General features: G+C 39.1%; 23 protein-coding genes and 1 other RNA gene. 13 read left to right on the top strand and 11 right to left on the bottom strand.

Features of this window, described 5'->3' with window-relative positions; all coding sequences use genetic code 11:
- Positions 1–8 precede the first annotated feature (8 nt).
- Positions 9–1,514, top strand: a complete 1,506-nt coding sequence (locus JMA39_RS13425; RefSeq protein WP_331253379.1) for an EAL domain-containing protein — start codon at positions 9–11, stop codon at positions 1,512–1,514.
- Between the two features lie 121 nt (positions 1,515–1,635).
- Here the strand turns inward: JMA39_RS13425 and JMA39_RS13420 are convergent, their stop codons facing one another.
- Positions 1,636–2,196, bottom strand: coding sequence for a CBS domain-containing protein (locus JMA39_RS13420; protein WP_202722376.1), 561 nt, complete (start codon positions 2,194–2,196; stop codon positions 1,636–1,638).
- Positions 2,197–2,500: 304 nt separating this feature from the next.
- Between JMA39_RS13420 and nfsA the strand changes: the two genes are divergently transcribed.
- The 4 genes from nfsA to JMA39_RS13400 all read left to right on the top strand — a co-directional run bounded on the left by nfsA (position 2,501) and on the right by JMA39_RS13400 (position 6,062).
- Positions 2,501–3,160, top strand: a complete 660-nt coding sequence (gene nfsA / locus JMA39_RS13415) for an oxygen-insensitive NADPH nitroreductase (protein WP_269154446.1) — start codon at positions 2,501–2,503, stop codon at positions 3,158–3,160.
- A gap of 263 nt (positions 3,161–3,423) precedes the next feature.
- Positions 3,424–3,951 carry a YbhB/YbcL family Raf kinase inhibitor-like protein gene (locus JMA39_RS13410; RefSeq protein ID WP_202722375.1) on the top strand — a complete coding sequence of 176 codons (528 nt, stop codon included), beginning with the start codon at positions 3,424–3,426 and terminating at the stop codon, positions 3,949–3,951.
- 85 nt (positions 3,952–4,036) lie between these two features.
- Positions 4,037–4,846, top strand: coding sequence for a helix-turn-helix domain-containing protein (locus tag JMA39_RS13405; RefSeq protein ID WP_202722374.1), 810 nt, complete (start codon positions 4,037–4,039; stop codon positions 4,844–4,846).
- Between the two features lie 874 nt (positions 4,847–5,720).
- Positions 5,721–6,062: a zinc ribbon domain-containing protein YjdM gene (locus JMA39_RS13400; RefSeq protein WP_202722373.1), complete on the top strand. Its 342-nt coding sequence runs from the start codon at positions 5,721–5,723 to the stop codon at positions 6,060–6,062.
- Between the two features lie 78 nt (positions 6,063–6,140).
- Here JMA39_RS13400 and JMA39_RS13395 read toward each other — a convergent pair whose 3' ends face one another.
- Entirely contained in the window at positions 6,141–6,953 is an 813-nt protein-coding gene (locus JMA39_RS13395) for a cupin domain-containing protein (protein WP_202722372.1), read from the bottom strand.
- Between the two features lie 101 nt (positions 6,954–7,054).
- Between JMA39_RS13395 and JMA39_RS13390 the strand changes: the two genes are divergently transcribed.
- Together JMA39_RS13390 and JMA39_RS13385 are read left to right on the top strand one after the other, a co-directional pair.
- The gene (locus JMA39_RS13390) at positions 7,055–7,588 is read left to right on the top strand and encodes a carboxymuconolactone decarboxylase family protein (protein WP_202722371.1); all 534 of its coding nucleotides are present in this window, start codon (positions 7,055–7,057) and stop codon (positions 7,586–7,588) included.
- Positions 7,589–7,606: 18 nt separating this feature from the next.
- Positions 7,607–8,041, top strand: coding sequence for a DUF417 family protein (locus tag JMA39_RS13385; RefSeq protein WP_202722370.1), 435 nt, complete (start codon positions 7,607–7,609; stop codon positions 8,039–8,041).
- Positions 8,042–8,134: 93 nt separating this feature from the next.
- Here the strand turns inward: JMA39_RS13385 and JMA39_RS13380 are convergent, their stop codons facing one another.
- On the bottom strand, positions 8,135–9,034 hold the full coding sequence (locus JMA39_RS13380; RefSeq protein ID WP_202722369.1) for a LysR substrate-binding domain-containing protein: 900 nt from the start codon (positions 9,032–9,034) through the stop codon (positions 8,135–8,137).
- Between the two features lie 387 nt (positions 9,035–9,421).
- On the opposite strand from JMA39_RS13380, the gene JMA39_RS13375 reads away from it, so the two are divergent.
- Complete coding sequence (locus JMA39_RS13375; RefSeq protein WP_202722368.1) at positions 9,422–11,200, top strand: flavocytochrome c; 1,779 nt, start codon at positions 9,422–9,424, stop codon at positions 11,198–11,200.
- A 250-nt stretch (positions 11,201–11,450) separates the two neighbouring features.
- On the opposite strand, the gene JMA39_RS13370 is transcribed toward JMA39_RS13375, so the two are convergent.
- The gene (locus JMA39_RS13370) at positions 11,451–12,641 is read right to left on the bottom strand and encodes a BRCT domain-containing protein (protein WP_202722367.1); all 1,191 of its coding nucleotides are present in this window, start codon (positions 12,639–12,641) and stop codon (positions 11,451–11,453) included.
- Between the two features lie 1,105 nt (positions 12,642–13,746).
- Here JMA39_RS13370 and JMA39_RS13365 point away from each other — a divergent pair.
- Positions 13,747–14,739: an AAA family ATPase gene (locus tag JMA39_RS13365; RefSeq protein WP_202722366.1), complete on the top strand. Its 993-nt coding sequence runs from the start codon at positions 13,747–13,749 to the stop codon at positions 14,737–14,739.
- Between the two features lie 21 nt (positions 14,740–14,760).
- Positions 14,761–17,202 (top strand): S8 family peptidase, encoded by a 2,442-nt coding sequence (locus JMA39_RS13360; RefSeq protein WP_202722365.1) that lies wholly within the window; start codon positions 14,761–14,763, stop codon positions 17,200–17,202.
- Positions 17,203–17,308: 106 nt separating this feature from the next.
- Here JMA39_RS13360 and JMA39_RS13355 read toward each other — a convergent pair whose 3' ends face one another.
- Positions 17,309–18,178 (bottom strand): hypothetical protein, encoded by an 870-nt coding sequence (locus JMA39_RS13355; RefSeq protein WP_237732827.1) that lies wholly within the window; start codon positions 18,176–18,178, stop codon positions 17,309–17,311.
- Positions 18,179–18,396: 218 nt separating this feature from the next.
- Here JMA39_RS13355 and JMA39_RS13350 point away from each other — a divergent pair, with 218 nt between their 5' ends.
- Complete coding sequence (locus JMA39_RS13350; RefSeq protein ID WP_202722364.1) at positions 18,397–18,744, top strand: hypothetical protein; 348 nt, start codon at positions 18,397–18,399, stop codon at positions 18,742–18,744.
- Positions 18,745–18,819: 75 nt separating this feature from the next.
- Here JMA39_RS13350 and JMA39_RS13345 read toward each other — a convergent pair whose 3' ends face one another.
- The 5 genes from JMA39_RS13345 to smpB all read right to left on the bottom strand — a co-directional run bounded on the left by JMA39_RS13345 (position 18,820) and on the right by smpB (position 24,077).
- Positions 18,820–20,208: a YfjI family protein gene (locus JMA39_RS13345; protein WP_202722363.1), complete on the bottom strand. Its 1,389-nt coding sequence runs from the start codon at positions 20,206–20,208 to the stop codon at positions 18,820–18,822.
- A 66-nt stretch (positions 20,209–20,274) separates the two neighbouring features.
- The gene (locus JMA39_RS13340; RefSeq protein ID WP_202722362.1) at positions 20,275–21,402 is read right to left on the bottom strand and encodes a site-specific integrase; all 1,128 of its coding nucleotides are present in this window, start codon (positions 21,400–21,402) and stop codon (positions 20,275–20,277) included.
- Between the two features lie 323 nt (positions 21,403–21,725).
- On the bottom strand, positions 21,726–23,030 hold the full coding sequence (locus JMA39_RS13335; RefSeq protein ID WP_202722361.1) for a site-specific integrase: 1,305 nt from the start codon (positions 23,028–23,030) through the stop codon (positions 21,726–21,728).
- A gap of 95 nt (positions 23,031–23,125) precedes the next feature.
- Positions 23,126–23,481: a transfer-messenger RNA gene (gene ssrA, locus JMA39_RS13330) on the bottom strand.
- Positions 23,482–23,582: 101 nt separating this feature from the next.
- Positions 23,583–24,077: an SsrA-binding protein SmpB gene (gene smpB, locus JMA39_RS13325; protein WP_202722360.1), complete on the bottom strand. Its 495-nt coding sequence runs from the start codon at positions 24,075–24,077 to the stop codon at positions 23,583–23,585.
- Between the two features lie 193 nt (positions 24,078–24,270).
- Between smpB and JMA39_RS13320 the strand changes: the two genes are divergently transcribed.
- A complete protein-coding gene (locus JMA39_RS13320) occupies positions 24,271–24,702 on the top strand; it encodes an SRPBCC family protein (protein ID WP_202722359.1) in 432 nt (143 codons plus the stop codon).
- On the top strand, positions 24,699–25,031 hold the full coding sequence (locus tag JMA39_RS13315; RefSeq protein ID WP_202722358.1) for an RnfH family protein: 333 nt from the start codon (positions 24,699–24,701) through the stop codon (positions 25,029–25,031). The genes JMA39_RS13320 and JMA39_RS13315 overlap by 4 nt, the downstream gene beginning before the upstream one ends.
- Positions 25,032–25,131: 100 nt before the next feature.
- Here the strand turns inward: JMA39_RS13315 and JMA39_RS13310 are convergent, their stop codons facing one another.
- A complete protein-coding gene (locus JMA39_RS13310; RefSeq protein ID WP_202722357.1) occupies positions 25,132–25,626 on the bottom strand; it encodes an outer membrane protein assembly factor BamE in 495 nt (164 codons plus the stop codon).
- Positions 25,627–25,987: the final 361 nt, after the last annotated feature.

The following is a 25,987-nucleotide window of genomic DNA, read 5'->3' as shown; positions in this document are numbered from 1 at the left end:
TCAACCGTGTGTTGAATACAAAGAATCTCCCTTGGCTGGTTACTGCTATTTTAATGTTGTGTGCCGTCATCTCTTACATTTTGACTCTTCATGAGATCTACACAAGGCTCGCAACTAGGGTTTATGATTTTGATAGCTTTTACAGCCAGCGCCTAGAGAGTGCTAATCGGAGCTTAGTGGTTATCGAGCAAGAGCTGCAAGACTTAACTGTTAATACCTGTTCGCAAGAGGTTGTTGATGCACTTAAAAGTCAGCTGTTAACTTCGGATAACCAACTTATTGTTTGGGTTAGGTTTACTGGTGGGCAGTGTATCTGTTCGGCCCTTGGCGTTTCTCAGCTGCCACAGCCACAATATTATAATGTGATTGGTTCAATGGAAAATGGACTACATATTTATCAAGAGGTGGATAGTCGTAACCTTAATGCAAAGAAACCTATCTACGTGGGACGACATACAGAGCAGTATAAGTTGTTTATCGCAATAGAGCTCTTACCTTACATAGAGGATACATTAGAGAACTGCTCAGATTGCGGTATGTTCAGTATTCATCTTGAAAATCAATATGAACTGTTCAGAATTAAAAGCAGTGATCTATATTGGGGGGTCTTAGAATACCGATCTGAAACGACTGGGCTAATATATCGATTCTCTCTTAATTTATATACAAAGGCGTTATTGTGGTTTGGCTACTTTATCGCTGTCATCGCTTTTTTTAGTATGTTCTTTGTCGGATGGCAGCTGTTAAAAGGGGGCCTAGGGCAATATTATTGGCATAGGTTGTTCACTGCTGCACTGAGCAAAAAGGAGTTTTATTTAGCTTATCAACCTATTGTCGATACTGAAAATTTAGACAGTTTAGGTGTTGAGGTACTATTAAGGTGGTCGCTTCGAGATGGCACCACTCGGAGTACCTGTGACTTTATTGGGGCACTCGAACGAGATCCTATTATGCCAGAGGTCACTCGCTGGGTTGTTAAAACGGCCCTGACAGAGCTTAGAGGCTTGCTGGATGCGAATGTTATTCGCTGGTGCAGTATTAATGTCAGTGCAATGGAAATTGAGCAGGGGCAGATGCATCAGTTTTTGACGGAGTTAGTGAACCAAGGCTGCCCAGTTGAGTACTTGAGTTTCGAATTAACCGAGAGGGTACCGATCAGTAATTGGCAGCAACTCGAACAGTTCATTTTATTATGCCAAGAGTTAGGTTGTAAGGTTAAGCTCGATGATGTCGGTACTGGATATGGTGGTAGTCTGTGTTTACAACATTTAGAGTTTGACTACCTGAAAATCGATCAACAATTTGTTGGTTACTTAGGGACGCCTGAAAGCAAGCTGTCTCTAATCGAGTCATATATTGCGATTGCGAAAGAGTTAAATATTAAGGTCATTGCTGAGGGCGTAGAAACCCAAGAGCAGGCAGAGATCTTGAAAACACTCGGGGTTAACTTACATCAGGGCTGGCTTTATTCAAAGGCAATGCCTATTAAGGAGCTTAAGGCTTACTTAAAGTGATTTAACACTCCCACTATACAAAAAGCCTTAGTGTTATCGCACTAAGGCTTTTTGCTTTTTATCCCTGTATCGTTAGCGTGACTAAAGATAAGGAATCGTTAGTTTTGAAGTTGATTCAAGATCACTTCGTTGCCTTGAAAATCTGCATAAATGATGGTGGCTGCTGGATATCAATCGGAACATTGAGCTTTCTTGCTACGTCGTTGGCCGAGATCAGCCCGCGGATATGGTGCAACTCATGGTCGATAACTAAGATATGGTGTAGGCCATTTTCTTGCAAGGCACGAATAACATCACTGACTTTCGCCGTCGAAACTTGATGGTAGTCTAACGCCATCAAAGCCTCACGGGGAACCATCACATCGGTGACTTGTAAGTCTTTAATAGTGGTTGAACGTTGGTTTGCTAGCTTCATCATTTTGCTATCGGATAACTCGTACTTGGTTACGACTCCAAGAAATCGATTTGATTTATCGACAACAAGACGCATAAAGGCGTGAGTTTTCTCCATGATGTCGGCAGTATCCATAGCGCCAGTCGATGAATCCACTGCCATTGGCTGGGAGTGATCAAAATCAGTAAAGATGGATAGGGCTGGCGAGTCTAGCTTAGCGGCATAGCCGCTACTTGACCACATAAGGTGATCGATAGAAGCAGTACTAAATAACTCAAGATTTCTCATTAGAATACTCCATAAATGTAATGGCTGAACGAGATGACAGAATGTGATCTTGATACCATGTTTATAAGCTAGTCCTGATGTGAAGGTAGGTCAATAAGTATGAATTACATTTAATTTTTAGTTAAGCTTTGAGGTTTTAGTATAATTTAGGAGCTTGCTTCGATTATATTGTCTCGAATTTCATATTCGCGCCCCCTCTTTTTATATTTGTTTTTGAATTCTAACTCGCTTTAGACTGTCTATTGTTTATGGGATGTTTGGACAATCCAGTTAAATTTATCGGCAAAAAGGAAGTGAATAGAGCATGAATTCTACTATCGAAGCTATTTTACAGCACCGTTCGATCAGGCACTTTACTGAGCAAAAAATCGAAGACCAAAAGCTAGAGCTGATCTTGCGCTGCGCCAATGCCGCATCGAGTTCTAGCTTTATGCAATGCACAAGCATTATCAGAGTCACTTTGCCCGAGGTAAGAGCCAAGCTTGCGGAACTGGCTGGAGGGCAAACCTATGTGGGATCTGCCGCTGAGTTTTTGGTGTTTTGTGCCGACTTCAATCGCCATCAACAGATCCATCCAGATGCCCAACTCGGATTTACCGAACAGACCCTGATAGGGGCGATTGATACCGGTATCATGGGGCAAAATGCGCTACTCGCCGCAGAATCCCTTGGTTTAGGTGGCGTCTATATTGGCGGGATCCGTAATAACCCACAGCAAGTCACCGAGCTGCTTGGCTTGCCAAAGCATGTGTTACCGCTATTTGGTATGTGTTTAGGCTATAGCGCTCAAGTCTCCGAAGTTAAACCCCGTTTACCATTGAGTATCGTGGTGCATCGAGAACGTTATCAAAGTCTCGATAAGCAAGAGCTTGAGAAGTACGATCAGCATATAAAAATGTATTATTCCAGCAGAAGCAGTAACAACAGACAGACATCTTGGTCTGAGCAAATTACGGCACCTTAAATAAGGAATCTAGACCCTTTATGCAAGATTATATTGAAGGGCAAGGATTCAGCCTTAAGTAAGTCAGTTGCAGGAGTCAAAGGATAAGGCTTTGATGAGCACATTATTATTAGATAGTGCTGCTTTGATGGTATTGAATGGGTTTACTACAGAAACTATCATCTAATCTTGCTTTATAGTGCTTAATGATTGTTAATGTGAATTTTATGCCTGTGTTTTGGCTAAACTAGATGCATATTCAACATGTAATCTAGGATAACAAAATGAAACGTCTTGCTTTATCTATCGCCTTAATAGCCTTCTCTGCACATAGTTACGCTTTAGAGTTAACCAGTAGTGATATCAATGAGGGGCAGTTGATGTCGTCAAAATTTGAGTACAATGGCATGGGCTGCAACGGGGGGAACCTTTCTCCTCAGTTGAGTTGGAGTGATGCGCCTAAAGGGACTAAAAGTTTTGCTATCACCGCATTTGACCCCGATGCACCAACTGGAAGTGGTTGGTGGCATTGGACTGTACTCAATATTCCTGCAACAACTACATCGTTAGCCCAAGGCGCTTCTGGAAAGTTAACAGTGGGCCACGAAACCAGAACCGATTACGGTAAGCCGGGTTATGGTGGAGTATGTCCGCCAGAGGGAGATGGAATGCATCGCTACCAATTTACTATTTGGGCACTTCCTGAGGCTAAAATTGATCTGCCAACGGATATTTCTCCAGCAGTAGTGGGATTCACCCTCAATAAAATGGCACTAGATAAGGCGGTATTGACTGCCACTTATGTTCGTTAGTTATTAATCTATTAATCTATTAATCTATTAATCTATTAATCTATTAATCTATTAAGCTAAATATGACCGTTAGAGGAGAGCAAGATTGGCATCTTTGGTTCAGATAGAGCGCTTCTATGGCCAGAAACCTCAGGCCTTACGAAACGTCCCCGTTTATTCGCCGAGTATTATTGCGGTGACCACGGGGGTCAAGACCCTGCTTTGGCAGGGGGAATCGCTAACATTCGATCGTAACCATTGGCTGCTTGCTTCTTCTAATAGAGCGCTCACCTTTGTTAATGAGCCCCATCAGAATAAGTTTCAATCTGTTCAGCTCTCTTTTTTATCTTTGCCCTCAGAGAGGATTTTAAAACAGATAGCTAACAGAGAATCCTCTTCGACAAGCTTGGCCGCGGCACCCATTTTAAGCGTTAACACTAGCCTAAACTTTGCCTTCTCACAGCTTATCGCCATGGCGGAGCAGAACTTAAGCCGAGAGGTGCAGCAATGTTATTTGGATGCTTTTTACTTGCAACTTAATGAGTTTGGTATGTTATCTCAGCTGTTTGAAAGTGATGTGCTGACGCTCAGGGAGCAAGTTAGCCATTATTTGTCGACAGAGCCCGCTGCCAACCACACGATTGATAGCACCTGTTACCATTTTGCGATGAGCCAGGCGACTTTTATGCGCCATTTAAGCAAAGAGGGAAGCTCATTTCGATTGATCTTGGCCGAAGTGAGAATGTTATATGCCATCGGTATCATGCAATCGATTAGTGCTCAAAACGGCGCAATGCTATCGCAGCTTGAGTTAGCGATACGCTGTGGTTATCAGTCAGAAGCTCGCTTTAGCCAACGATTTAAGGCACAGTTCGGGATCTCGCTAAAGCAATATATGAAGACGATCAGGGGCTAAGTCATGATACCGATATTGGTTATATTGGATCGAAATTAAAGGCAATTTTGATCTATTAATATTGGCTCTAGAACGTAGCTGCATTGAAAATATCAACTATACTTAACATTGAAAAGCGTATTTTAGACAGTGACTACGATTGCAAGTAGTAGGTAGTAAGTAGAAAAGTCGGCTAGTGGATGTGTAAGTGTTAGTAGGTATAAGCTAGCGGCTGTGTAGGCAATAGGTCATGGCTCTAAGAGCAGCAACCGCGTAAGTTTCTGGGCTTACAGCGCGGTCAACGAGGGATATAGCATAACCCTGTGTGACAGTATCGCTACCCCGACGCGCTTTTCACTCATCTCTGAGGCTCGCTTTTTAGCGAGCCTTTTTTATTACCCCGTCTAGATAGATTGCAAAGCAAGCTACAAAATCAATGTTCCCAATATCCCGAATAACCTCTATAAGCAAGCTTGGGTGTGGTTCATAAAGCGTGACTCTGTCTCGGTAAACTTCTTCTCTCACTTATTACCTTGGTACTGTTTAGGCAGGACTTGATGCGGCCTATTAAGGGGGAAGGCTGAAATAAAGTCGCCGAGCAATTCTGGTGCGGATTTGTTAAATGCGAAAACAGAGGGTAGCTGAACTTAAACGTCGCGTATCATTTGTAATTAATTTGTATGCATGAGCGAGTCCGAGATGGGAAAACTGATACCTAGATCATGTCGGGTAAAATGCAAATTGAGGAGTGCTCACAGGATGGCGGTTTGAACCTAGCTGATATTCAAAATATTGATTATAATATGTCTTTGAAATGCGAGTCGTATTGATGGTCGTTTTTACAAATGGCGTATCAAGTATGGCTCAGTAGATTACTTATTAAAGAGAATATACCATGAGCGCAATGCCACCATGCCCAAAATGTGAGTCTGAATATGTATACGAAGACGGCTCAAACCTAGTATGTCCAGAATGTGCTCATGAATGGAACCCGAACGAAGTTATCGTTGATCCTGATGCAATCATCTTAAAAGATGCTGTTGGCAACCTATTGGCTGAAGAAGACAAGGTTACGCTAATCAAAGACCTTAAAGTAAAAGGTTCATCGCTAATCCTTAAAGTCGGTACTAAAGCGGTTATTAAGCGTTTCGTTGATGCTGACCACGATATCGATTGTAAAGTTGATGGTCACGGCCAGATGATGCTTAAGTCTAAGTTTGTTAGAAAGCAAAACTAATTGCTTTGAAATATAAGCAGCTTTGAAACATAAGCTGATATGAAAAGACCTGCCAAGTGCAGGTTTTTTTGTGCCTGCTTAGCTGTGTTCTTTATGCCAGACTCGCGGAGTTACACCGAATTGGCGTTGAAATGCACGAGAAAATGCAACGCTTCCACTATACCCTACCTCTAAGCTTACCGACTTGATAGGTTCTCCCTTCTGCAGCAATTTCTTAGCTAACAGTAACCGAGCCTCAGTTACGTAACTAAGTGGTGGTTGTCCAATGGTTTGATTAAATAATGCTGCAAACCTAGCACGTGACATGCCGACTTGGCTTGCTAACTCTTCAATGGTCCATGGGTAATCTATCTGTTTGTGGATTATTTCGATGGCTTTGGCGAGTTTAGGATCTGATAAAGCGGATAAGACCCCTTCTTGGCATATTTTATTTTCAACTAAATGACGGAGTACTAATAACAACAGAAGATCAAGTAGCGTTGAGATGATAGCAGTTTGAGCAAAACGCGATGTAAAAGCTTCAACAAATAGCATGTTGATTATATTCGATAGACTATCTAACTTGCTGAGAGGGAGGACTATTGCATCGGGAAGGGCTCGGTAAAGTGGTGAGTCTTTAAAACTCAAGTTAGCACATACCACATCGCAGCCTTCTAGAGTTTGTGGTTGGAGGCGATGCGCTTTACCTTTGGGATAAATGATGAGTGTTGGTTCGTTGATTTTATGTGTTAAGCCAGGATCTTCGAATAAAAACATTTCACCAGTTTTAACTAAGTGCAATATTCCACCTGCAGGGTGATCTGTACTTGAAGAACTTCCACATAAATTGCCTGAGAAGAATAAGTTCGCTTTTGGTTCTGCATGAGAGATTAATGCTGATAAGGTATCCATTTGAGACTCTAGGTATGTATATCTAGATTAATAGTGATAAATCGTATTGTTGATGGTGTCAATATCAATACCGTAAATTCACTTAATCAAAGGAGCTCACCATGAGCCGTATTCTTCCAGTTTCAAATCCAAAAGGTGATGTAGCTACGACGCTTTCAGCAATCAAAAGTAAGTTAGGAATGGTACCTAACCTTTATGCGACAGTTGGTCACTCATCAACGGTGCTTAATGCGTATCTTACATTTAGTGATGCTTTATCCAAAGGACGTTTAAGCACGAAACAACGAGAGTTAATAGCTTTGGCTATAGCTCAGATAAATCAGTGTCAGTATTGCTTATCTGCTCACACCCTTATTGCTGGTAGTACTGGGTTAGGTGAGAAAAATATTAAGGAAGCAAGAGAAGGTAAGGCTGATAATGCGCTGGATCAAGCACTGATTATATTAGCCATAGATTTGGTTGAGCAGCGTGGTGAACTGACTACAGAACAATTAGATACAGCTGCTCAAAATGGAGTTGATAGTGAGTTGATCTTTGAGGTGCTAGCCCTGGTGACGGCTAATATCTTTACCAATTATGCAAACCATTTAGCGCAAACAGATATAGATTTCCCGGAAGTTAGTCTTACTGTTTGATATTGAAAGGAGCTATTTATGCAGCAAGAAAAAGGTTACTTAGTTGGTCTAGCTGGTGTTGTGCTTACGTTATTATGGATTGGCGTATTTAAGTTTACTCCAACAGAGGCTGAGGCAATTAGACCATTAGTTGAAAGCCACCCTTTGATGAATTGGATGTTCAGTATTTTAAGCGTACAAGGAGTGTCGAATCTAATTGGAATTACTGAAATTATTGTTGCTATTGGTATGATTGTTGGTATTTGGAAGCCAAAAATTGGTTACTGGAGTGGCCTCGCTGCAATAATTATCTTCATTACTACATTGAGCTTCCTATTCACTTTGCCTGGAGTCTGGAAGTTAGTTGATGGTGTACCTGTAACTGAGTTCTTTATATTTAAAGATATCGTTTTCTTAGGTATTGCTTGGCTTAGTGTCGAGAAAAGTAAAATTTCAATGACACTCTCAAGTTAATTGTTTTCCCTGCTATCTGGATAAATTCAAAGATAAATTTATCTAGATAGCCTGAGAAGATTACTCTAATAATAGTAGTGAAGCCCAGTTTGCTTAAGTGTTTTTTTTACAATGTTCTAAAATCGTATAGTACATCTTGGCTGTTGATTCATTTTTCATTTTTTCATAGGTTGTAACTAAGTGATAAGAAGGAGATTTATGATCAGGGATCTTTATATCGAAAGGTTTTATTAACCGTCCATTATTCAATTCTTTTTGTACAAGTATACTATTTACGTAGGCTATTCCTCCACCTTGCATAGCAGCTTCAATCGATTGGATAGAATTCTGAAAAGTAAGTTTTTGTTGTGTCAAATTATTACTTAATAGATTTAGTCTTTGCAATACGATATCCCATTGTACTAGTCGATTATTGGTATAGATAAGTGTGCTATTATCGATTGTTTCCTGATCAAAGTGATGACCTTTATCTTTCAGATAGTCAGGATGACAAACAGGTATCATGATCTCATCAAATAAATGAACAGAGTACATATTTTCCCATGTATCGTAACCATATCTAATAGCGAGATCTAAGTCTGATTTAGAGAAATCTAAATAATCTAGTGTGTCAACAAATTCGATGTTGCTGCTGATATTTGACTTAGCATCATCCATTAATACCGGTAGTAACCAATTCTTTAGTAAAGATGGCGGCACAGCGAGTCTAATATTTGGTCTTTTCCCTTCAATTCCAAGATCAATAGTTGCCTCCTCTATATTTTTTAAAATTATGGAGATCCGAGAGTAATATCTAAGTCCATAACTAGTTAGCTGTATCTGTCTATTTCCTCTACTGAATAGGGACTTACCTATAAAATCTTCTAATTTGTTGATTTGGTGACTTACCGCTCCAGGTGTCACATTTTGTTCAACAGCCGCTAATTTAAAACTTTGAAAACGTGCGACAGACTCAAAGTAAATAATAGATTTTATTGGTGGTAGTGTTCTCATTTTATACAATCCCTTATAAATAAATGATGTGATCAATTAAATTAAATTGTCAGCTTACATTTATTATTTATCTTTGTTGTTCTGTCAGTTTAGTTTTTTTTGCTTATTGCAAAATAACTAAGTTGACAGGATAGCTAAATTAAATCGTTTGTTTGTCAGTTTATTTTAATTGCTCTGATGTATATTAATGTTTAACTGTGTGGCTAAAATGTTATTCAGATCTCATTATCAACTTCTTTTTTATTTAATATTCTTTTAGCGTTATAACTCAAAAGTAGTAGTCGATACTAATAATAGCTTCTTAATTATTGATTACTACTTTTACTTAGATGAACAAAAAGTTTGTTTATAAGCATATTAATAAAAAACAATTTATAGGGTAAGTTGATGAAAAAATTAACATTGTTATCATTAGTTATTTTTGCAAGTTTTTCTGCTCATGCAGCAGATAATCTTGCAGAGTTTCATAATGAGTCTGGAATTGAGTGTAAAGATTGCCATGCGACGGGAGTGGCTAACATTCAAGATAGCCAGCTTGAACAAGATCAAGCGTGTGTTTCTTGTCACGGAGATCTGAATGCCATGGCTACGCAGGAGTTAAAGGGGCAAAATTTATCCATTCATCATAATCATTTAGTTGATATTGGCTGTACATCTTGTCATTCAGGTCACGCAGAACCTGTAATGAACTGTATCACTTGTCATCAGAGCTTCTCGGAAAAGTTCGACATGCCTTTCTTGCATGGTAAGTTAGAAGCGTCTTATAAATTTGATGAGATCGAGCAAGCGCAATTAACTGAAACGATCATGGCAGGACCTGTTGAAACACATCAGATGATTATCATTGGTGCTGGGTCAGCGGGATACTCTGCTGCGGTTCAGGCAAGTATGTCTGGTTTAGATGATATTGTGATCTATGAGAAACAACCATACATAGGTGGTAATTCTCAGTTATCTGCGGGTGGTTACTCTGCTGCCGAAACAATTACTCAGGCACGCTTAGGGTATAAAGATGGTGTAGAACAGTTTTATAACGACACAATGAAAGGCGGTCATAATATTAATGATCCTAAGTTAGTTAAAAAACTAACGGAAGATAGTGCTGATGGAATTAGCTGGTTGATTGCTTTAGGAGGAGACTTTTCTGCTGCTAGACGTGGAGGAGGGCATACAGCTGATAGGCTTCATAGACCAGCTGGTGGTAAGAAGAATGGTCCTGAATTGATATCGGTGCTTCAAAGAAATTCAGATGCATTAGGGGTGAGAGTCGAGACTAATAACAAAGTATTGAAGATAGTTCGCGCTAAGAGTGGTGAAATTGCTGGAGTTGTCGTCCAAGGTAAACATTCAGGGCTTCGTTTTATCGCTGCGCCAACGGTTGTATTAGCAACAGGTGGTTTTGGTTGGAATAATAAGCTGGTTGCACAATACAGACCTGACCTGCTTGGCACACCGTCTACCAATGCCCCTGGTAATACCGGAGATGGAATTGGTCTAGCGAAGGAGATAGGCGCTAAGATGGTCGACCTTAAAGAGATCCAAACGTTCCCAACGGCTGGTAATGGCGTGTTGGTTATTACAGGGACAATTCGTGGAGCAGGGGCTATTTTACTAAACCATCAAGGAAAACGTTTCTGTGATGAGATGGGACCTAGAGATAAGGTTTCTGAATGTATTTGGAAGTTAAAAGAGAGAAGTGCCTGGTTAGTTTGGGATGACGAAATTATGAATGAAGTCAGCCAAGTTAAGGGGCTTGAGCCTTTAGGTATGCTAACTAAGATTGAAAACTATGATGATTTTAAGAAGGTCAATATCGATCCTGCTGTTGCAAAAGCGTCTCTTGAGCAATATAACATGTATCAAAAGGATGGAGCTGATCCTGATTTCGGGCGTAAATTTATGGCTCGTTCACTTAAGTTCCCACTTTACTTAGTTGATACGGCGCCAGCGATTCACCACACAATGGGAGGTGTGGGAATAACGCCAGAAGCTCAAGTTAGAGATGAAAACGATCAGATTATTCCTGGCATGTTCGCAGCTGGAGAGGTTACTGGCGGGGTTCATGGAGCAAACCGCTTAGGCGGAAATGCGATTGCTGATACGGTTGTATTTGGTCGCCAAGCAGGTAAGTCCGCTGCACATTACATCATTAATAAAGGTAATTAGTTTTAATTGCACAAGTAGAGCAAGCATTTTATGCTTGCTCTACTTTTTGAGGTAATTACAGCTGTTAAGAAGTAATAATATTTGCCATTAGCAAGGGTATTTCCCTCTAACCTAGGACACTTTTAGAGTGATAAAATTACCGGCACTGTTATTGCGGTGGTCAACTAAAATATTTTTGGTTCTTTTGCTATCACTGCTGCAATAACAGCATCTGCTGATGTTCTTGATTCCCAGTTAACTTTTTTACTATTCAGATAGCCGCTAACCATTGTTCTTCTGAAATGATATAAATCTCATGCCCTTTCTCTTTCAGTGACATAGCCTTTTCAATTTTTCTGCCATGGCTTAGATATTTCCAATCGCGGCTAGCAAGGGTACCTATCACCAAAAACTGGGTGGAGAGCAGGACATCTTTACTTGTTATGGCTCCAAGGCTTTGAGCTTTAGATTCAACTGTTTTGCGGCTACCAGATTTAAACTTTCCAGTGAAACAAAAACCAATATTATCGTGTGGGATTTCACTTATATCGTCAAAGCACTCGGTAGTGTTGTCTGTTACATCACCAGTTTCACAGAAACGACTGCCCGTGATTTTTTGCACTGTTAGCAACAAGTCTTTCTTTTCATCCTCGGTGATAATGCCATCTTCAAAAATATCACAAAGCTTCGATGTAACGACACTCGCAGGCCACTTATCTAGGATTTGATGGTTTTCATCTAGCCAAACGGCTAGCGCATCAATTTCTTTTTCGTTGACGTCATCATCTGCAGATATGCCTTGAAGCATGCCAAGCAATTGGTTTATTTGGTTATGACTATTTGGTTCAATGAATCCGTGAATATCATTTACGTCATTTATTAAAGAGAGCAAATCTTCATATTCATCTCCATCAATAACGCCGTCCTCTAACACATCATTTAGCACATCGACAATATCAACTATATCTGGATCATCTGAAACTTCCCAATGAGTTCGTAACCACAAATCGAGGAAGGCATATTCGGCTGGCTTAAGTTTGCTATCAGCAGTGATCCCCAACAAAATGCCTTGTAGTGAAGAAATTGCTTTTTCGATATTAGCCGCTTGATTAAAGTGACCGTATGGCTGGGCATCCTTGTTTAAAAGGAGAGCATTAGTTTTTTGCTGCTTAGGTTTAATGGAAGTTCTGGATTCAACGAGAGCTAGTATTTGTTCGACTGTAGTTTGTGGAAGTTCACCAGTATAAGCAAAGTGCACAAATTGGGGTTTGTCGATAATGACCGAGCCACACTCGCGGGATTTATCTATTTTGCTGGGGTCAGCGTTATCACCAGCACATAAAATATGGAGGCCAGTGGTTATTTTTTTCTTGACCGATAGACCTACTAATTCACCTAATGTCTCTAATTCGTTTAGCTCAACAGCATTAAAACCAGTAAAACAAATCTCAAAAGCTTTCATAATTAGTCTCCCAATTCTTTCAACGCTTGATGTGGTATATACACTTAAGTTCGTATCTGTTTAGAAGTCTTTAACATTAATACGACGAATAGTGAGGCTTGACGACTCCCCTGCGGTTAAGGAGTTTTATGTTACTGTATTTAAGGTAAATATTGCTATCCATAACAATTTAGTAAGCTTATAAGGAATATCATTATTCTTTGATTTTGTACAATCTTTAGTTACTGAAAATTAAGAAGTATTAGTTGGATGGCAGTTTGATAAATCCGCTACATAAACTTATTTAAGGTTAGTGGCTGATTAAGTTAGGGGAGATTTTGACTGTAGAACTAAATGCTGATGAACAGGAGCAAACAAAGGTTCGAGACTGTAGATACAAAAATTTCAGATACAAAAAAGCCGCTAAATCCACCTGGTTAGGATTTAGCGGCCTTTGAAGGTTATTGCTAACCTTGTGTTGGTGGAGGCGGCGGGGCACACCACCAAACTCATATAAATCATTTGTCATCAACAGCTTAAAGCTACTTGAGATTGTTGTTTTGCTCTGTTAGTACAAGATTTTAGTACAGCTAAATATCATTAACAAGTTCTTTAAATTACACTTGCTTACCAGATGTTCTCTGGTTACTAACTTGGTTTTATTGTTTCCATAATAGACGGTACGGTGATTCTTGAGATATTTCTAGTATTTGGTTAAGCTGCTGTTTTTACAGCCAGTTATTGTATTTGTTTAGTGAGCTAGAACCAATATAGACAGAAGAAAAACAGCCAGAGAACTCATTAAAGCTCGACTCGGGTTCGAGACCCTAAGCGGGAACCGAACCCACGGGGTAATGGCAAATTAAGTAGAATAGAGGAACTACGAAGTGAGCTGTTCGTAGTAACTATCTGTTTTCCGGTATTTTGAATTAGAGCTGTGTGGCTCTAATTTTTTGATTAAGAAGTGCTTTTTGAGGAAAATAGAGGTGATTAATCGCTATGGTTCAGCTAAAGTTCATGTTTATTTAAAGTGATTCAACATCTTATTTAAAAATTTTTGGTTTAGTTGAAGAGAATTTGATTAGAGTTGCTTATAATACGATGAAACCTAGCTTTGGGAATTATCATGGCAAGCGCAAATCAAATCAAACAGCTCGTAAGGCATTTTATAAAGAAAGATGAAAAGAGATTTTTATCGGTTGTTTTACAAATAGCTGCGCACGAAGCAAAAATAGGCCATACCAAAGTTGCTGAAGAGTTACGGAATCTGGTGGATAATGCAAAATTAACTTTTAGCTCTCCAGCTTCTTTAGTCCCTGAAGTGTTATCTTCCAACTCGTCAAGAATCGATTTAGCTAGGGCTAACGAGCTGTTTTCGGTAAGTCATCCTACGCTAACATTTAAAAACATGATTCTTTCTAGTGACATAGAAGGAAAGTTGATCCGCTTTTTAGATGAAAACCGAAATTCAACTAAAATTCGTCAGTATGGTTTAGTTCCTCGTAGACACCTGTTGTTATATGGCCCACCGGGAACTGGAAAGACGATGTCTGCAAGTGTCATTGCTCATGAACTACACCTTCCGCTCTTTACTGTACGAATGGATTCACTTATGACCAAGTTTATGGGTGAAACTTCCGCAAAGCTAAGAAGTATTTTTGAATACATAAATTCACATAAAGGTGTTTATCTGTTTGATGAATTCGATTCAATAGGTACCAAAAGAAGTGTTACTAATGATGTTGGTGAGATTCGTAGGGTCTTAAATACATTTTTACAGCTTTTAGACGAGCATGAATCCGATAGTTTAATCATATCTGCAACGAACCATAAAGAGATTTTAGACCATGCTCTTTATCGTCGGTTCGACGATGTAATTGAATATGATAGACCAACAGAACTTTCGATTATTGAATTGATAGAATCTAGATTTATATCTTTTAAACTTAATGTTGTAAACACTGAGGTTATTGTAGAGGCCGCGCAAGGATTAAGTTATGCAGAAATAAGAAAAAGTTGTGATGATGCAATAAAATACTCGCTTATCAATAATGTTAAAACTGTAGAACAAGAGCTATTGGTATCTTTATTGATGGAACGTAGGTCATATCAAAACTAACAATTACCTAGGCTAGGTTAAATGAAGAAACATTTTAAGATCTCCCCTTCTAAGTCCCTACTTAGTTATCGTTCCATTCCGATGGTAGTCCGTACCAGAGATACAAACATCGATAGAGCAGAACACTTTAGTAGCATAAGAGCTTCATTTGATCGCGCCGTATCTGTTGGGCGAAACAATATTGCGTTCGCTCAATCACGACTTGAAGCTAGAGATGTACCCAACACTGTCTTGCTCTCAATATCAGAGAGCGCTGCTAATCCAAATCGTTTAAAGATTGAATCTTTAGATAACAACAACATAGAGTTACTGTCAGTTAACACTGTCGATGGCCTTTGCACTGCAAATGTAGCCATTCCACTTGAGAGAATCGAACGTTTTAGCAATACAATTAATCAATACGGACATGAGAACACTTCGTCTGGTAACGCTAAAAATAAGCCTTTGATCGAATCTATATCAGAAATCAGGAGCACTTCCATTAGAGATCTTTGGTTCAGTAATGATCCAATTCCTGATGAAAGTGAAGTACGAACCTATGAGCTTTGGTTTACATCTAAAAACTTAGACTTTGATGACATTGAAGTAAAGTTAGCTACCGCGGCAAACATTTCAAACTTAACAATTAGGAATGGTCGAATAACATTTAAAGATCGTTTGGTAAAATTAGTTTCGGCATCGTTAGAACAGTTGAACACTTTTCAAGTGTTAACAAATTTGATCGTTGAAGTAAGACCTGCAACAACGGTCTGTTCTGAATATATTAATATGTCACCTTCAGAGCAACGAGCTTGGAGCGAAGGGTTAACACTAACGCGTTCACCAAATGCTGTCCCTATTTGTATCCTTGATAGTGGCGTTAATATTGGACACCCTTTGTTATCACCAATTTCAGACTCAGAAGTTCAGGTTCAATATGACCCTAGCTGGAGTGCTGGAGATCAACTTGGTCATGGAACGTGGATGGCTGGAACCTCTATTTATGGAGATTTAAAACACCAGTTGACCAATATGGAAGTTGAGATAACAGGTAAAGTTGAATCAGGTAAAATTATCTCTGGTATAAATGTAAATGATCCGGAACTTTATGGTTTAATTACAAGCCATGTTGTTTACTCTGTAGATTCAATGTCTCCATCTGACAAGAGAATTTATACATTAGCAGTTACTGCTGATTATACTCTTTTAGGCGCACCATCAAGTTGGTCAGCGACTATAGATGAATTAGCATCAGAAACGCCGGATGATCCAACTACTCGTCTCTTTGTTGTTTCTGCTGGTAACTTTATACTAAACTCAGCGCGTGACATACCAACGACTAACCAGAACTCAAGCGTTCAAGACCCTGCAAATGCTTATAATGCATTGACTGTTGGCTACTGGTGCAGTGAGGGTTTACTGAATCAAAGTGGTTATGAATTATTTGCAGAGCTGACTGATATTGGCCCAACATCAACCTCAAGTCATTCATGGCATAGAGGTTCACCTTTAAAACCCGAAGTTATCTTCGAAGGTGGGAACTTCGGTTATGATACCGGTAGTGAATTTACATCTGAATTTGAAGATTTAAGCATACTAACGACATCACATGATTTTTCGAATGGGGATTATCTTACATATTTTGGAGAAACCTCCGCGGCAACTGCACTTGCTAGCCACTTTATATCCAAAGTTTGGGCAAAGTATCCAGATTACTCTCCTGAAACTATTCGAGGACTCGTAATTCATAGTGCTGAGTGGCCAGAGAAATTGCTATCTCGATTTGCTCCTCTAAGAACTAAACCGGACGTTGAGTCTCTTTTGCGCCTAGGCGGATATGGTTATCCAAATTTAACAAAGGCGTTAAGTAGTGGAGACCGAAATGTGAACTTGGTTATTGAGGATAGTATCCAACCATATACTTCCGATGGAAAATTAAATGAAATGGCTCTTTATGCTTTACCTTGGCCGTCCAATGAACTTTCCAAGTTGGAGAATGAAGTTGTTAAACTTAGAGTTACGTTGTCATATTTCATTGAGCCAAACCCTGGTGAACGAGGATGGAGTAATAAGTATAAATATTGCTCGCATGGATTAAGATTTGAACTCAACTCAGCTGAAGAAGATCAGGATGAATTCTCGTATCGTATTAACCAACAATACCGTATAGATAACCCTGATACACCAAGAACTGATAGTGACTCATCAAAGTGGTTATTAGGACAGAAACTTCGTAGCCACGGCTCAATCCATAGCGATATATGGGAGGGGACAGGTAGGGAACTTGCTGAGAAAAAATTTTTGGCAGTATACCCTGTGGCGGGATGGTGGAAAGAACTGCGAACAGAGAATCGACAATCTAGTGTCGCGAAGTATAGCTTAATAGTGTCTATCGAAAGCTCAAGTAATAATCTCGATATTTATAATGAAATTGAAAATTTAATTGAACTTGAAATACCGATTGAAACTACAGTAACTATCTAATAAAAAGCCTCGAAAGAGGCTTTCTAGACTTTAACTATTTAGAGGACTAGCTTTTCTCAAAACCATATTAACTATGTGTTTCCAGAGTACTCTATGGCTAAGTATACTAGTGAATACCTACTTTAACTTTCAAGTTGCTTATTTGCCCTTGTTGCTCTTCAGATAATGAGCAGTTTGATAGTTCTTCAAAAGATTTTAGTATGCGGTTCCATTGTCGCTTTTGCTGTCTATCATCATTAATATCCAATGCTTGAAACCATTTATCAGCCTGCTTTTGTAGCTTAGTGATTAGTTTTTGAATCCAAAGACTGTCTTGCGCTTTCTGGTGCTGGTATTTCCACATTTCTAGCCGTTTGCCTCGCTCTAATTCATAGGGTTTGTACTCGCGATGGTCTATACCAATATGTTTTAATACTGCCGCGTTAAATGCCGACTTGATTAGCCTTGTGGCCTGTTTTTGTTGTAATTGTTTTAGCACTCGATTACCAACTACTTTACCAATAATTAGATGTAAGTGATCACCAGTACCAGTTCGACCAGTTTGTGGCTGTTGGTGTAATACTGCTCGGATCTGAGTTTTATACTGCTCACGCTCTTCTAATGTCAGTTTGAGTAGTTTAGCTAACTGTAGGCAACAGTCGCTAGTAATTGAATGCCATTGTTTTGGGGTTGGGCGATGCCCTTTGGGCAGTGTTAGACAAAACTCCATTGCGTAGCTCGATAATGGTCGTCCACCACGAGTGTTATTTAGTTGCTGGAGTAGTCTAAATCGCTCTCCAGTGATCGCTATGCGCTGAGAGGTGCTAGTGTTCCCAATTATAGAAATCAGCTTTTCTGTATGTTTATGATTAGGATGTTTGTGCGATAGGAGATAACGCTCACGCGTTATTACGCCATCGCTACCGTTCTTTACTGCTTGAGTCGTTACCGTCCAGTTTTTAAGCATGTTGTTTTTATTTAAGAATAAAAACAACATGCTTAAATTGCAAACAACTCTACTTAACATACCATATCTACCTGTATTTCAAGATAGGTCAACCACTTCGTTCTTATTTTGACCACTTGCAATAATGGGTTCCCCCTTCTTGACTACCCCTAAAAAACAATTAAGAAATTAGCTTATTAGGATAATATTTTAAATTAGAAGTAATATTTTGTTGTTGCAAGGTAATTTTGTATCATTAAATAAAAACTATGAATAACACTAATAATGATTCGTTGATCTCACTTGCTTACAGTATAGAGAACTGTCAGTTTACTACGGTAGAAGACCTTGTTTTTGAATTGTGTATTAAATCAAAATTTATTGATGAGACTGATTCGGAAAGGAAATCATCAAAATCTATATGGGTTAAGAAAATGGTTGGGTTATATCTTCAGGCTGAAGCTTTAGAAAATGCATCCACAGGGAAGTGCTATTTAGAATTAACGACTAAGACAGTAAATGAAATTGTAGTTAACAAGAAAAAAACGGCAGCAATTATAGTTGGTATATTAGCTAAGCAAGTAGTGAGGGCTATGCCAAATTATGACTGTGAATAGCTAGATGCATTGTTTTATACTCAAGGGGTAAACTACTCAAACTAGTTAGTTTGAGTAGTTTAAGCAGATTGGAAGTTATATGTTTTTGGTTAATGAAATTACTTGTCGATTGTGAGCGTGAACAGTAATTTTTATTGGGGGTTTTGGCATTTCTTGTAATGACTGAAGCGCATCAGAAACCTGCTGAGAGTTATATTTTTTTCCAACTGCTTTTTGCAGTGGCGTTCTGTCAGTTGGTTGGCCATTATTTTGTTTGATTAGATTCTCTATTGATTGCAATACATCATTAGCTATTTTAGATTTCTCATTAGCATTTATTTTATCTTTTTCAGTATCAAAAATATAAATTATTGATTGATGCCAATATTCTATCCAAGCTAATGCTGAGGTAAGATGTGAAGAATTAATAACATTAGATTTATCTAACACAGCAAAAAGCATTGCGTACATTGTTGCATAATGCGGTGCTCTTGTTAACAGTGACTGTTCGATAGAATCTTTAGCTCCCAATTGTTTTAGATATGCGTATTTATCCTCCCAAAGCTCTCTGTAACAATCACTCATACCTAAAACTCGTTTTTCCTGATTTACCCAAATTAGTACATCATTAAGTTTTTTAGCCAGCTCAGCCATTTTATCTGGACAAGGAATTTTAGGGAACGGTTGTAATTCCTGTGGCATACCACAACAAATAGTGAATCTATTAAGAAACCCATTATATATAGATGTGTCATCTAACCTAGAGACTAGTTCTGTGGCTGTAATATGTCCCAGAATACCTACATGAGGATCTGTACAGCTAGTTCTGTCTGTTTTAGTCAGAGGTTCGAGTGATTCGCCATCAAATAATTTTCTTATGATACCGCTAAGGATACTAGTTTTTTGGTTACATTTTGCTAGAAGATTAGCAAACTCAGCCTCAACGACAATAAGTCTTTTATCGTTCTGACCTTGAATGAAATTCCCCTTGCTATCAGTACTATCATCTCTCAACTCGTACGAGATACCCTCACCTGTTGATAGACCGCCTGAATGGATACGAGCATGGAGTGCTATAGGTTGTTCAGTATTGTTTAGCTCCCCAGCTAGGTTAAATATTGCATTGGTTTGTTTTTCACTGACCCCTTTTCCTCCGCCCGTTGATTGGACGAAAATTGCGTTTAGGCGTGGTTCAGTAAAGGTTGCACCGTATGGTAGTGTAATGTAGCCACGAGGTATAGAAATAGAGATTCTGATTAATGAATGCGCTGCTATAAACTCTTCGCTTGCTTCACTACCACTACTCAATAAGTGAGAGATATCCCCAATCAACCCCGGTAAGCCAAGCGGGTCTAATACTGGGCGGATCTTTGTAACATGATTAATTTCAAAAATTTTGTCTTTTAAAACCGGTGCTTCATTTTTATTTACTTCATCTTTGTTTGATTTTTTACTATTCGGGAATAAATTTTTAAAATAATTCATATTTATATATTGTCTCAGTTTGGTGATGTTATTTGTCTTTTTGACTGTAACTTATTTTGTTTCTTATTAGATATTGTATGGTTTTATATGTTTTACATGCGAATCACTTATATTGTTGATCACTTTTATTAATGTTTTTGGCGGATACTGTTTTCCATAAATATCAAGGGTGATACAGTTATTTGAATGTCCTACAATGCATTTAATTATTTCAATTTTAATCCCTTTCTGTTTAAGTTCATTTACAAAGCTATGCCTGAAAGAGTGAGCATCAAGCCCTTTGGAAAGACCAAGTTTTTCTCTTCGCCTTGAAAACCATTTTGAGGCATTATGTGAGTAGTACCCCCTGACTAATGGAAGCTCTGGGAAAACTCTATCTGAGTTACATTGCTCAACAAAATTAATGAATCCTCTTTCAATTATCGCTTTGTGAAGCGGAACCGTTCGCGTGGAACTCTTATTCTTAACACTCTGTTCTTGAAGTTGTTCTCTAATTTCTATGCAGTAAATCCCGTCTTTTAATACAATATCCCCCTTCAAGAGTTGACATAATTCATTTAGCCGTGCACCAGTGAACCTTAATAGTAAAGGGAGCCAGTAATAATATGGATGTTTAAACTCTTCCTTTATATATTGTTCCATTTTAAATATTAATGATAATTGCTCATCGCTGAACTCGTAACGTACATCATCATGCCTAGGGGGAAGAGTCTGTAATTTATAAAAGTAGTTTTTGTTAATATGCTCGTGACTAACACACCATTCAGAAAAACCAGAGAACGCATTAATTATTTTCCTAATGCTTCTAGGGCTTAATGTTTCCTTTTTTAATTCAATGTTTTTATATATAACATCAAAACCAACTAAAGAGTTAAACTCTTTATATTTTGACTTGTTCTTTGGGTATTGTCGTAAAGCATTTCTAATTATTTCTGCATTTTCTCTATCCATCTCATTAAGATCTGGATGACCAAATAAATCTAAAATTAAAGTTATTATGTAGTAATAATCATCTGCTGTTTTTTTTGTTATTTTACCAAAGCATATTTTGGATTTTATAAACTCATCTCGTAGCTGATAGCAATTTTTTTTCCTTTTGTTTTTTTTGCTTCTTGGTATTAGTTTTTTGTGGTCATTCTGTAAAAAAATCCATGAGATAATCAAAGAAAATATGGAAATGAAATATTTAATCATTTAGTTAATTATGTTCATACTGTTGTTGAGTGGCTGAATCATAGCACTAGATCTCACCCCCTTTACCACATATAAATTCGTGGTGCAAGTAATTTTTACTTGTATATTTTTTACTCGAAATCTGCATTGTCTTCTAGTAAGGCGTTGAATTTAAGGCTCTATATTGCTGCTGGCGGCTCTAGTACTCCTTTCAGCGAACGAAAAATAATTTTTAAAAGTTCTAAATTCATTTTAATTTGTGATAGTGGTCTCGTAAGAAGGAGATGGTATATCGGTTGGTTTTCACATTGTGGGTCTTGCTCTTCGTTGATAGACGGGAATCGTCAACGAAGAGGGGAGGTTATGGGATGGGAGCTATAAGTTTTTACCCTCACTAGGGCGCCTGTAGGGATCTTTTCAATAGCATTTTTGAGAATTTCAATAGAAAACCCCTTTCCATATCTATCGTAAGAAATACTGTTTGATAAGTGACCTAAAATGGCTGATGCAACCTCTGAACTGACTAATGAGTTTTTTAATTCTGTAGCAACTGTATGGCGAAAAGAGTGGAAATCATGGCCTCTATCAAAATTTAAAGCTGATTTGAACCGCCCATACCATTTTGATGCTGCTGTTCCATAGCCGTCTCGACTATTTTTCAATTCAGGAAACAGACGTTCTGAGGCTATTGAGCCAACATAGTCAATAAAGCCAAGACGGATCAGCTCACCATGAATAGGAACGATTCTGCGGCTGTGGGGGTTTTTGAGTCTTTGATCTGCCCGTGTAGCTTCAATCGAAATACACCAGGTGTTATCAATGTGGACTATGTTGTCTGTATAAAGCTGACATAGCTCATTCATTCTAGCTCCAGTGAATTTGGCTAGCAAAGGCAGCCAATAGTAGTGAGGATGACGGTGAGCGTTGTTTACGAAAATTGGATGTGAAAAAATTTTCAGCAAATCATCAGGTGTATAAGCATTTTTCGCATCTGAATCTCTTGTGTTTTTTCTAAAGCGGATCGCTTTGAACGGATTTACGTCTGTTATTTCGTTCTGTAAACACCATTCAAAAAAAGATGAAGTTGCGTGAACGTAATTTTTGATGCTCTCTTCACTCAATGTCTCTTTGCCAAGCTTTTCATTTAACTCGATCACTTCGGTGACATTTAATAATTGGAACTCAAAATGCTTTTTTACGTTGGTAGGGTAGTAATGAAGCTGCTGCTTTGCTGTCTCAGCTTCTGTTCGCCTGATTTGCCTAATTGAGGTTTTGCCTATTAGATCAAGGACTGTTTTGCACTTTGATTTAAGGCTATCAGCGGTTTTTGGTGAAATATGATCAATTTTATAGTGATAAAATTTATCTAGAGCGGAGTATGGACAAGTTAGCTTGGTGTCTCTTGCAATATTAATCGGAGTGTATTCTGGTTGAAGAATAGGGAGCTTAGCCGTGGTGACGATGCCTGTCGCCATTGTTTTTCGGATATCTAGTTCTAGTTGCAAAGCAAGGATTTTGGCTTGGTCTCTTGATGAGGTTTTTAGGGAGCGCTTAATCTCTCTACGTCCATCAAAGAGTGCTCTGGAGTGTGATGGTAATTGGTATCTAAAGTACCAAGTTCCAGATTTTGAAAGGGTTAAATAGCGCATATTTAGTACCATTTTTTAGTACAAATAGCCTATCCACTGATGTGCAAATGAAAAAAATGGCGATAACTCAATGAGTTACCGCCATTTTCTATATTTGGTGGAGGCGGCGGGGCTCGAACCCGCGTCCAAAAAGCCTACATCCTCGGCACTACATGCTTAGTCTCTCTTTTGGTTAACCAAGTACACTCCGAAAGACAGGATTGCAATTGGCGAGTCCAGTACTGTTTCGCGGTTCACCCCTGAACAAGGTTCCCTCGCTATCAAATGTAAAGGTGACCATCTATATACTCTGCCCATTTGATAAACGTGAGCAAGATGGCTAGCTAGCCTAAGCTGCTAGAGCGTAGTTATCGTCGTTTGCAACTATAACTGTGCGGCTTTTTACGAGGCCAACCGCCCCTCGGCATGCTCCTAGGGTTTCGTGAATCTTGTCGAATCCAGAATCGCCCCCAAGTACAAACTGATTGTAACCCGTGTATTCCCCTATAAACAAGGATAAATAGTACAAGTTAAATCGATTGTTCGTTATCCGTACGTTTTAACCGTTGTAACTTATTGTTGAACGGCTTTTTTCATCGTACGTGATTTTTCAATCTTCCATTCGCGCTCTTTGGTGTCATCGCGCTTATCGTGCTCTTTCTTACCTTTACCTAGGCCAATTTCAATTTTGACCCATGCACCTTTTCGCCAGTACATAGAGATAGGTACGATAGAATAGCCTTGACGATCCACTAAGCCTTGTAACTTATCCAATTCGCGACGGTTAAGTAGTAACTTACGGTCACGCATAGGGTCACATACCACATGTGTTGATGCAGTATTAAGTGGAGTGATAGTGCAACCAAATAGGTAAGCTTCACCATTTCTTAGGAACACATAGCTCTCAGATAGGTTTACTTTACCCACACGAATTGCTTTTACTTCCCAGCCCATTAAGGACAAGCCAGCTTCAAATTTCTCTTCAAATTTGTAGTCGAAAGTCGCGCGTTTATTACGTGCTATCGTCGCTGGTGGGTTCTTTGATTTCTTTGCATTATTCTTAGCCATAGGCAGCCATTATACTCGCGCTAAACAAATATGGAATTGGGCAAATCAATTTATTGCAAGTTTTATCTCTTTGCTGAGAGAGTTTGTCTGCTTTTTAGGCGCTCAAGAGACTGCTGCAGTATCAAAGATGCGTTTTTTTGTGTTCATGTTAAAATCGACGCTTCGTGTTTAATTACTGAGTACCAATCGTCAGATGCCGCAAATTTCTCGCAGTGTATTAGTTCGCTTCAGCGCGATGCAGATGTATGACCTAGTCAACGATGTTGAGTCTTATAAAGAGTTCTTGCCCGGTTGTGTGGGGGGCAAGGTCCTAGAATTTGATGGAAAAACCATGGTCGCCTCGGTGGATGTGGCAAAAGCGGGGATCAGTAAAACTTTTACCACACGTAATCAGGTTATTCCTGGTAAGAGTATTCAGTTACAGTTAGAGAACGGCCCATTTAAAGAGCTAGTTGGCGAGTGGACGTTTACCGAACTGGCCGAAGATGCCTGCAAGGTGGAGTTTGAGCTGAGTTTTGAGTTCTCAAGCTCTATTGCAGATCTTGCCTTTGGTAAAGTATTCAAAGAGCTGATGGCGTCAATGGTGACCGCATTTACCAGCCGCGCGAAGGTGATATATCAATGAGTAACGAACTAACCCCATTCTTAGTTGAAGTGATCTATGCACTGCCCAAGCAGCAGAAGCTGATTAAGGTGAATGTCACGCCGGGAACCACCTGTATTGAGGCGGTTAGATTAAGTGATATGCAGCTTTACTTCCCAGAGATTGACCTCGATAACGTCAAGTTAGGGATCTTTAGCCGCTTAGTTAAACATGATGAAGTGTTACAACCGGGGCAGAGAGTCGAGATCTATCGTCCATTGATTGCCGATCCTAAAGATGTGCGCCGTAAGCGGGCGGAAAAGGCCAAAGATGAAGGCCGGGTCAATAAAAAGACGGGTAGTAAGCTTTAATTAACTTCAGTAGCGTTAATAAAAGCAGTGATAAAAAATGGCGATGCCCAAAAGAGGGAGTCGCCATTTTTGTATTTATGTCAGTGTTAGTTGATTAAAGTTATTCAAACTTTTCAGAAAGTGTCTCAGGTTGAGTCTCTTTCTCTTCAACTAATGGCTCAGCCTGAGGGCGTTGCTCTGGGATCAAAGGATCCGCTTCTGGGGTGTTGATCTCGGGTAACTTACTCTCTTCGAGTGGCGTACTAAACTCTGGGCTTAGCTCATAATCGCCTTTCACTTCGACCAGCTTATCGCCATTAAAGTTAATAATAAGTTCTTTATGGATGATACTCGCATCACGGCCACTCTTATAGTGGTAGACGTAATACCAGGTGTCGTCAGAAAAACTGTCGCGTAAAACCGGACGTCCAAGCACGTATTCGACCTGCTCTTTGGTCATGTCTATGCGCAACTTTTCGACTTGCTGTTTTTCCATATAGTTACCCTGAGGGATATCTGGTTTATAGATCAACCAGTCAAAAACACCACAGCCACTAAGTGATAACGAGAGCGCAGCAGCGCCCAAAAGGGTAAGACTTTTCTTTTTAATTGTCATTGAATGCGCTACTTCATAAAAATCTGTCGGTCATAATACCCAAGCACTCCCCCTTATGACAAGGGCTATTGCATTAAGGCGTGCTCTGGGCAGAGTACTTTACTTTATATGGTGGATTTAAGCTTAAACCCCAATCTGTGAGTATATGGAGTCAAAAATGCTTAAGAAGTTCATTTTATATGGTAATTCTAGCGCTTAAGCACTCCGTTTTATCGTTTGCCTTTAGATAAAACTAGTTTGCCGTAGTCGTCAAATCATGCAATTTATGTTGCTGATAAAGCAGCTTTAACTGAAACCTAATTATGGGGCTCATGCTAATGAGACGTGTCAGTCTATTTTTAGTTTAAGTTGCGTAATTGTT

The organism is Shewanella schlegeliana (assembly GCF_016765635.1).
In the GTDB taxonomy this organism is placed as follows: Bacteria; Pseudomonadota; Gammaproteobacteria; order Enterobacterales; family Shewanellaceae; genus Shewanella; species Shewanella schlegeliana.
This window is presented reverse-complemented; position numbering and strand designations above follow the sequence as displayed.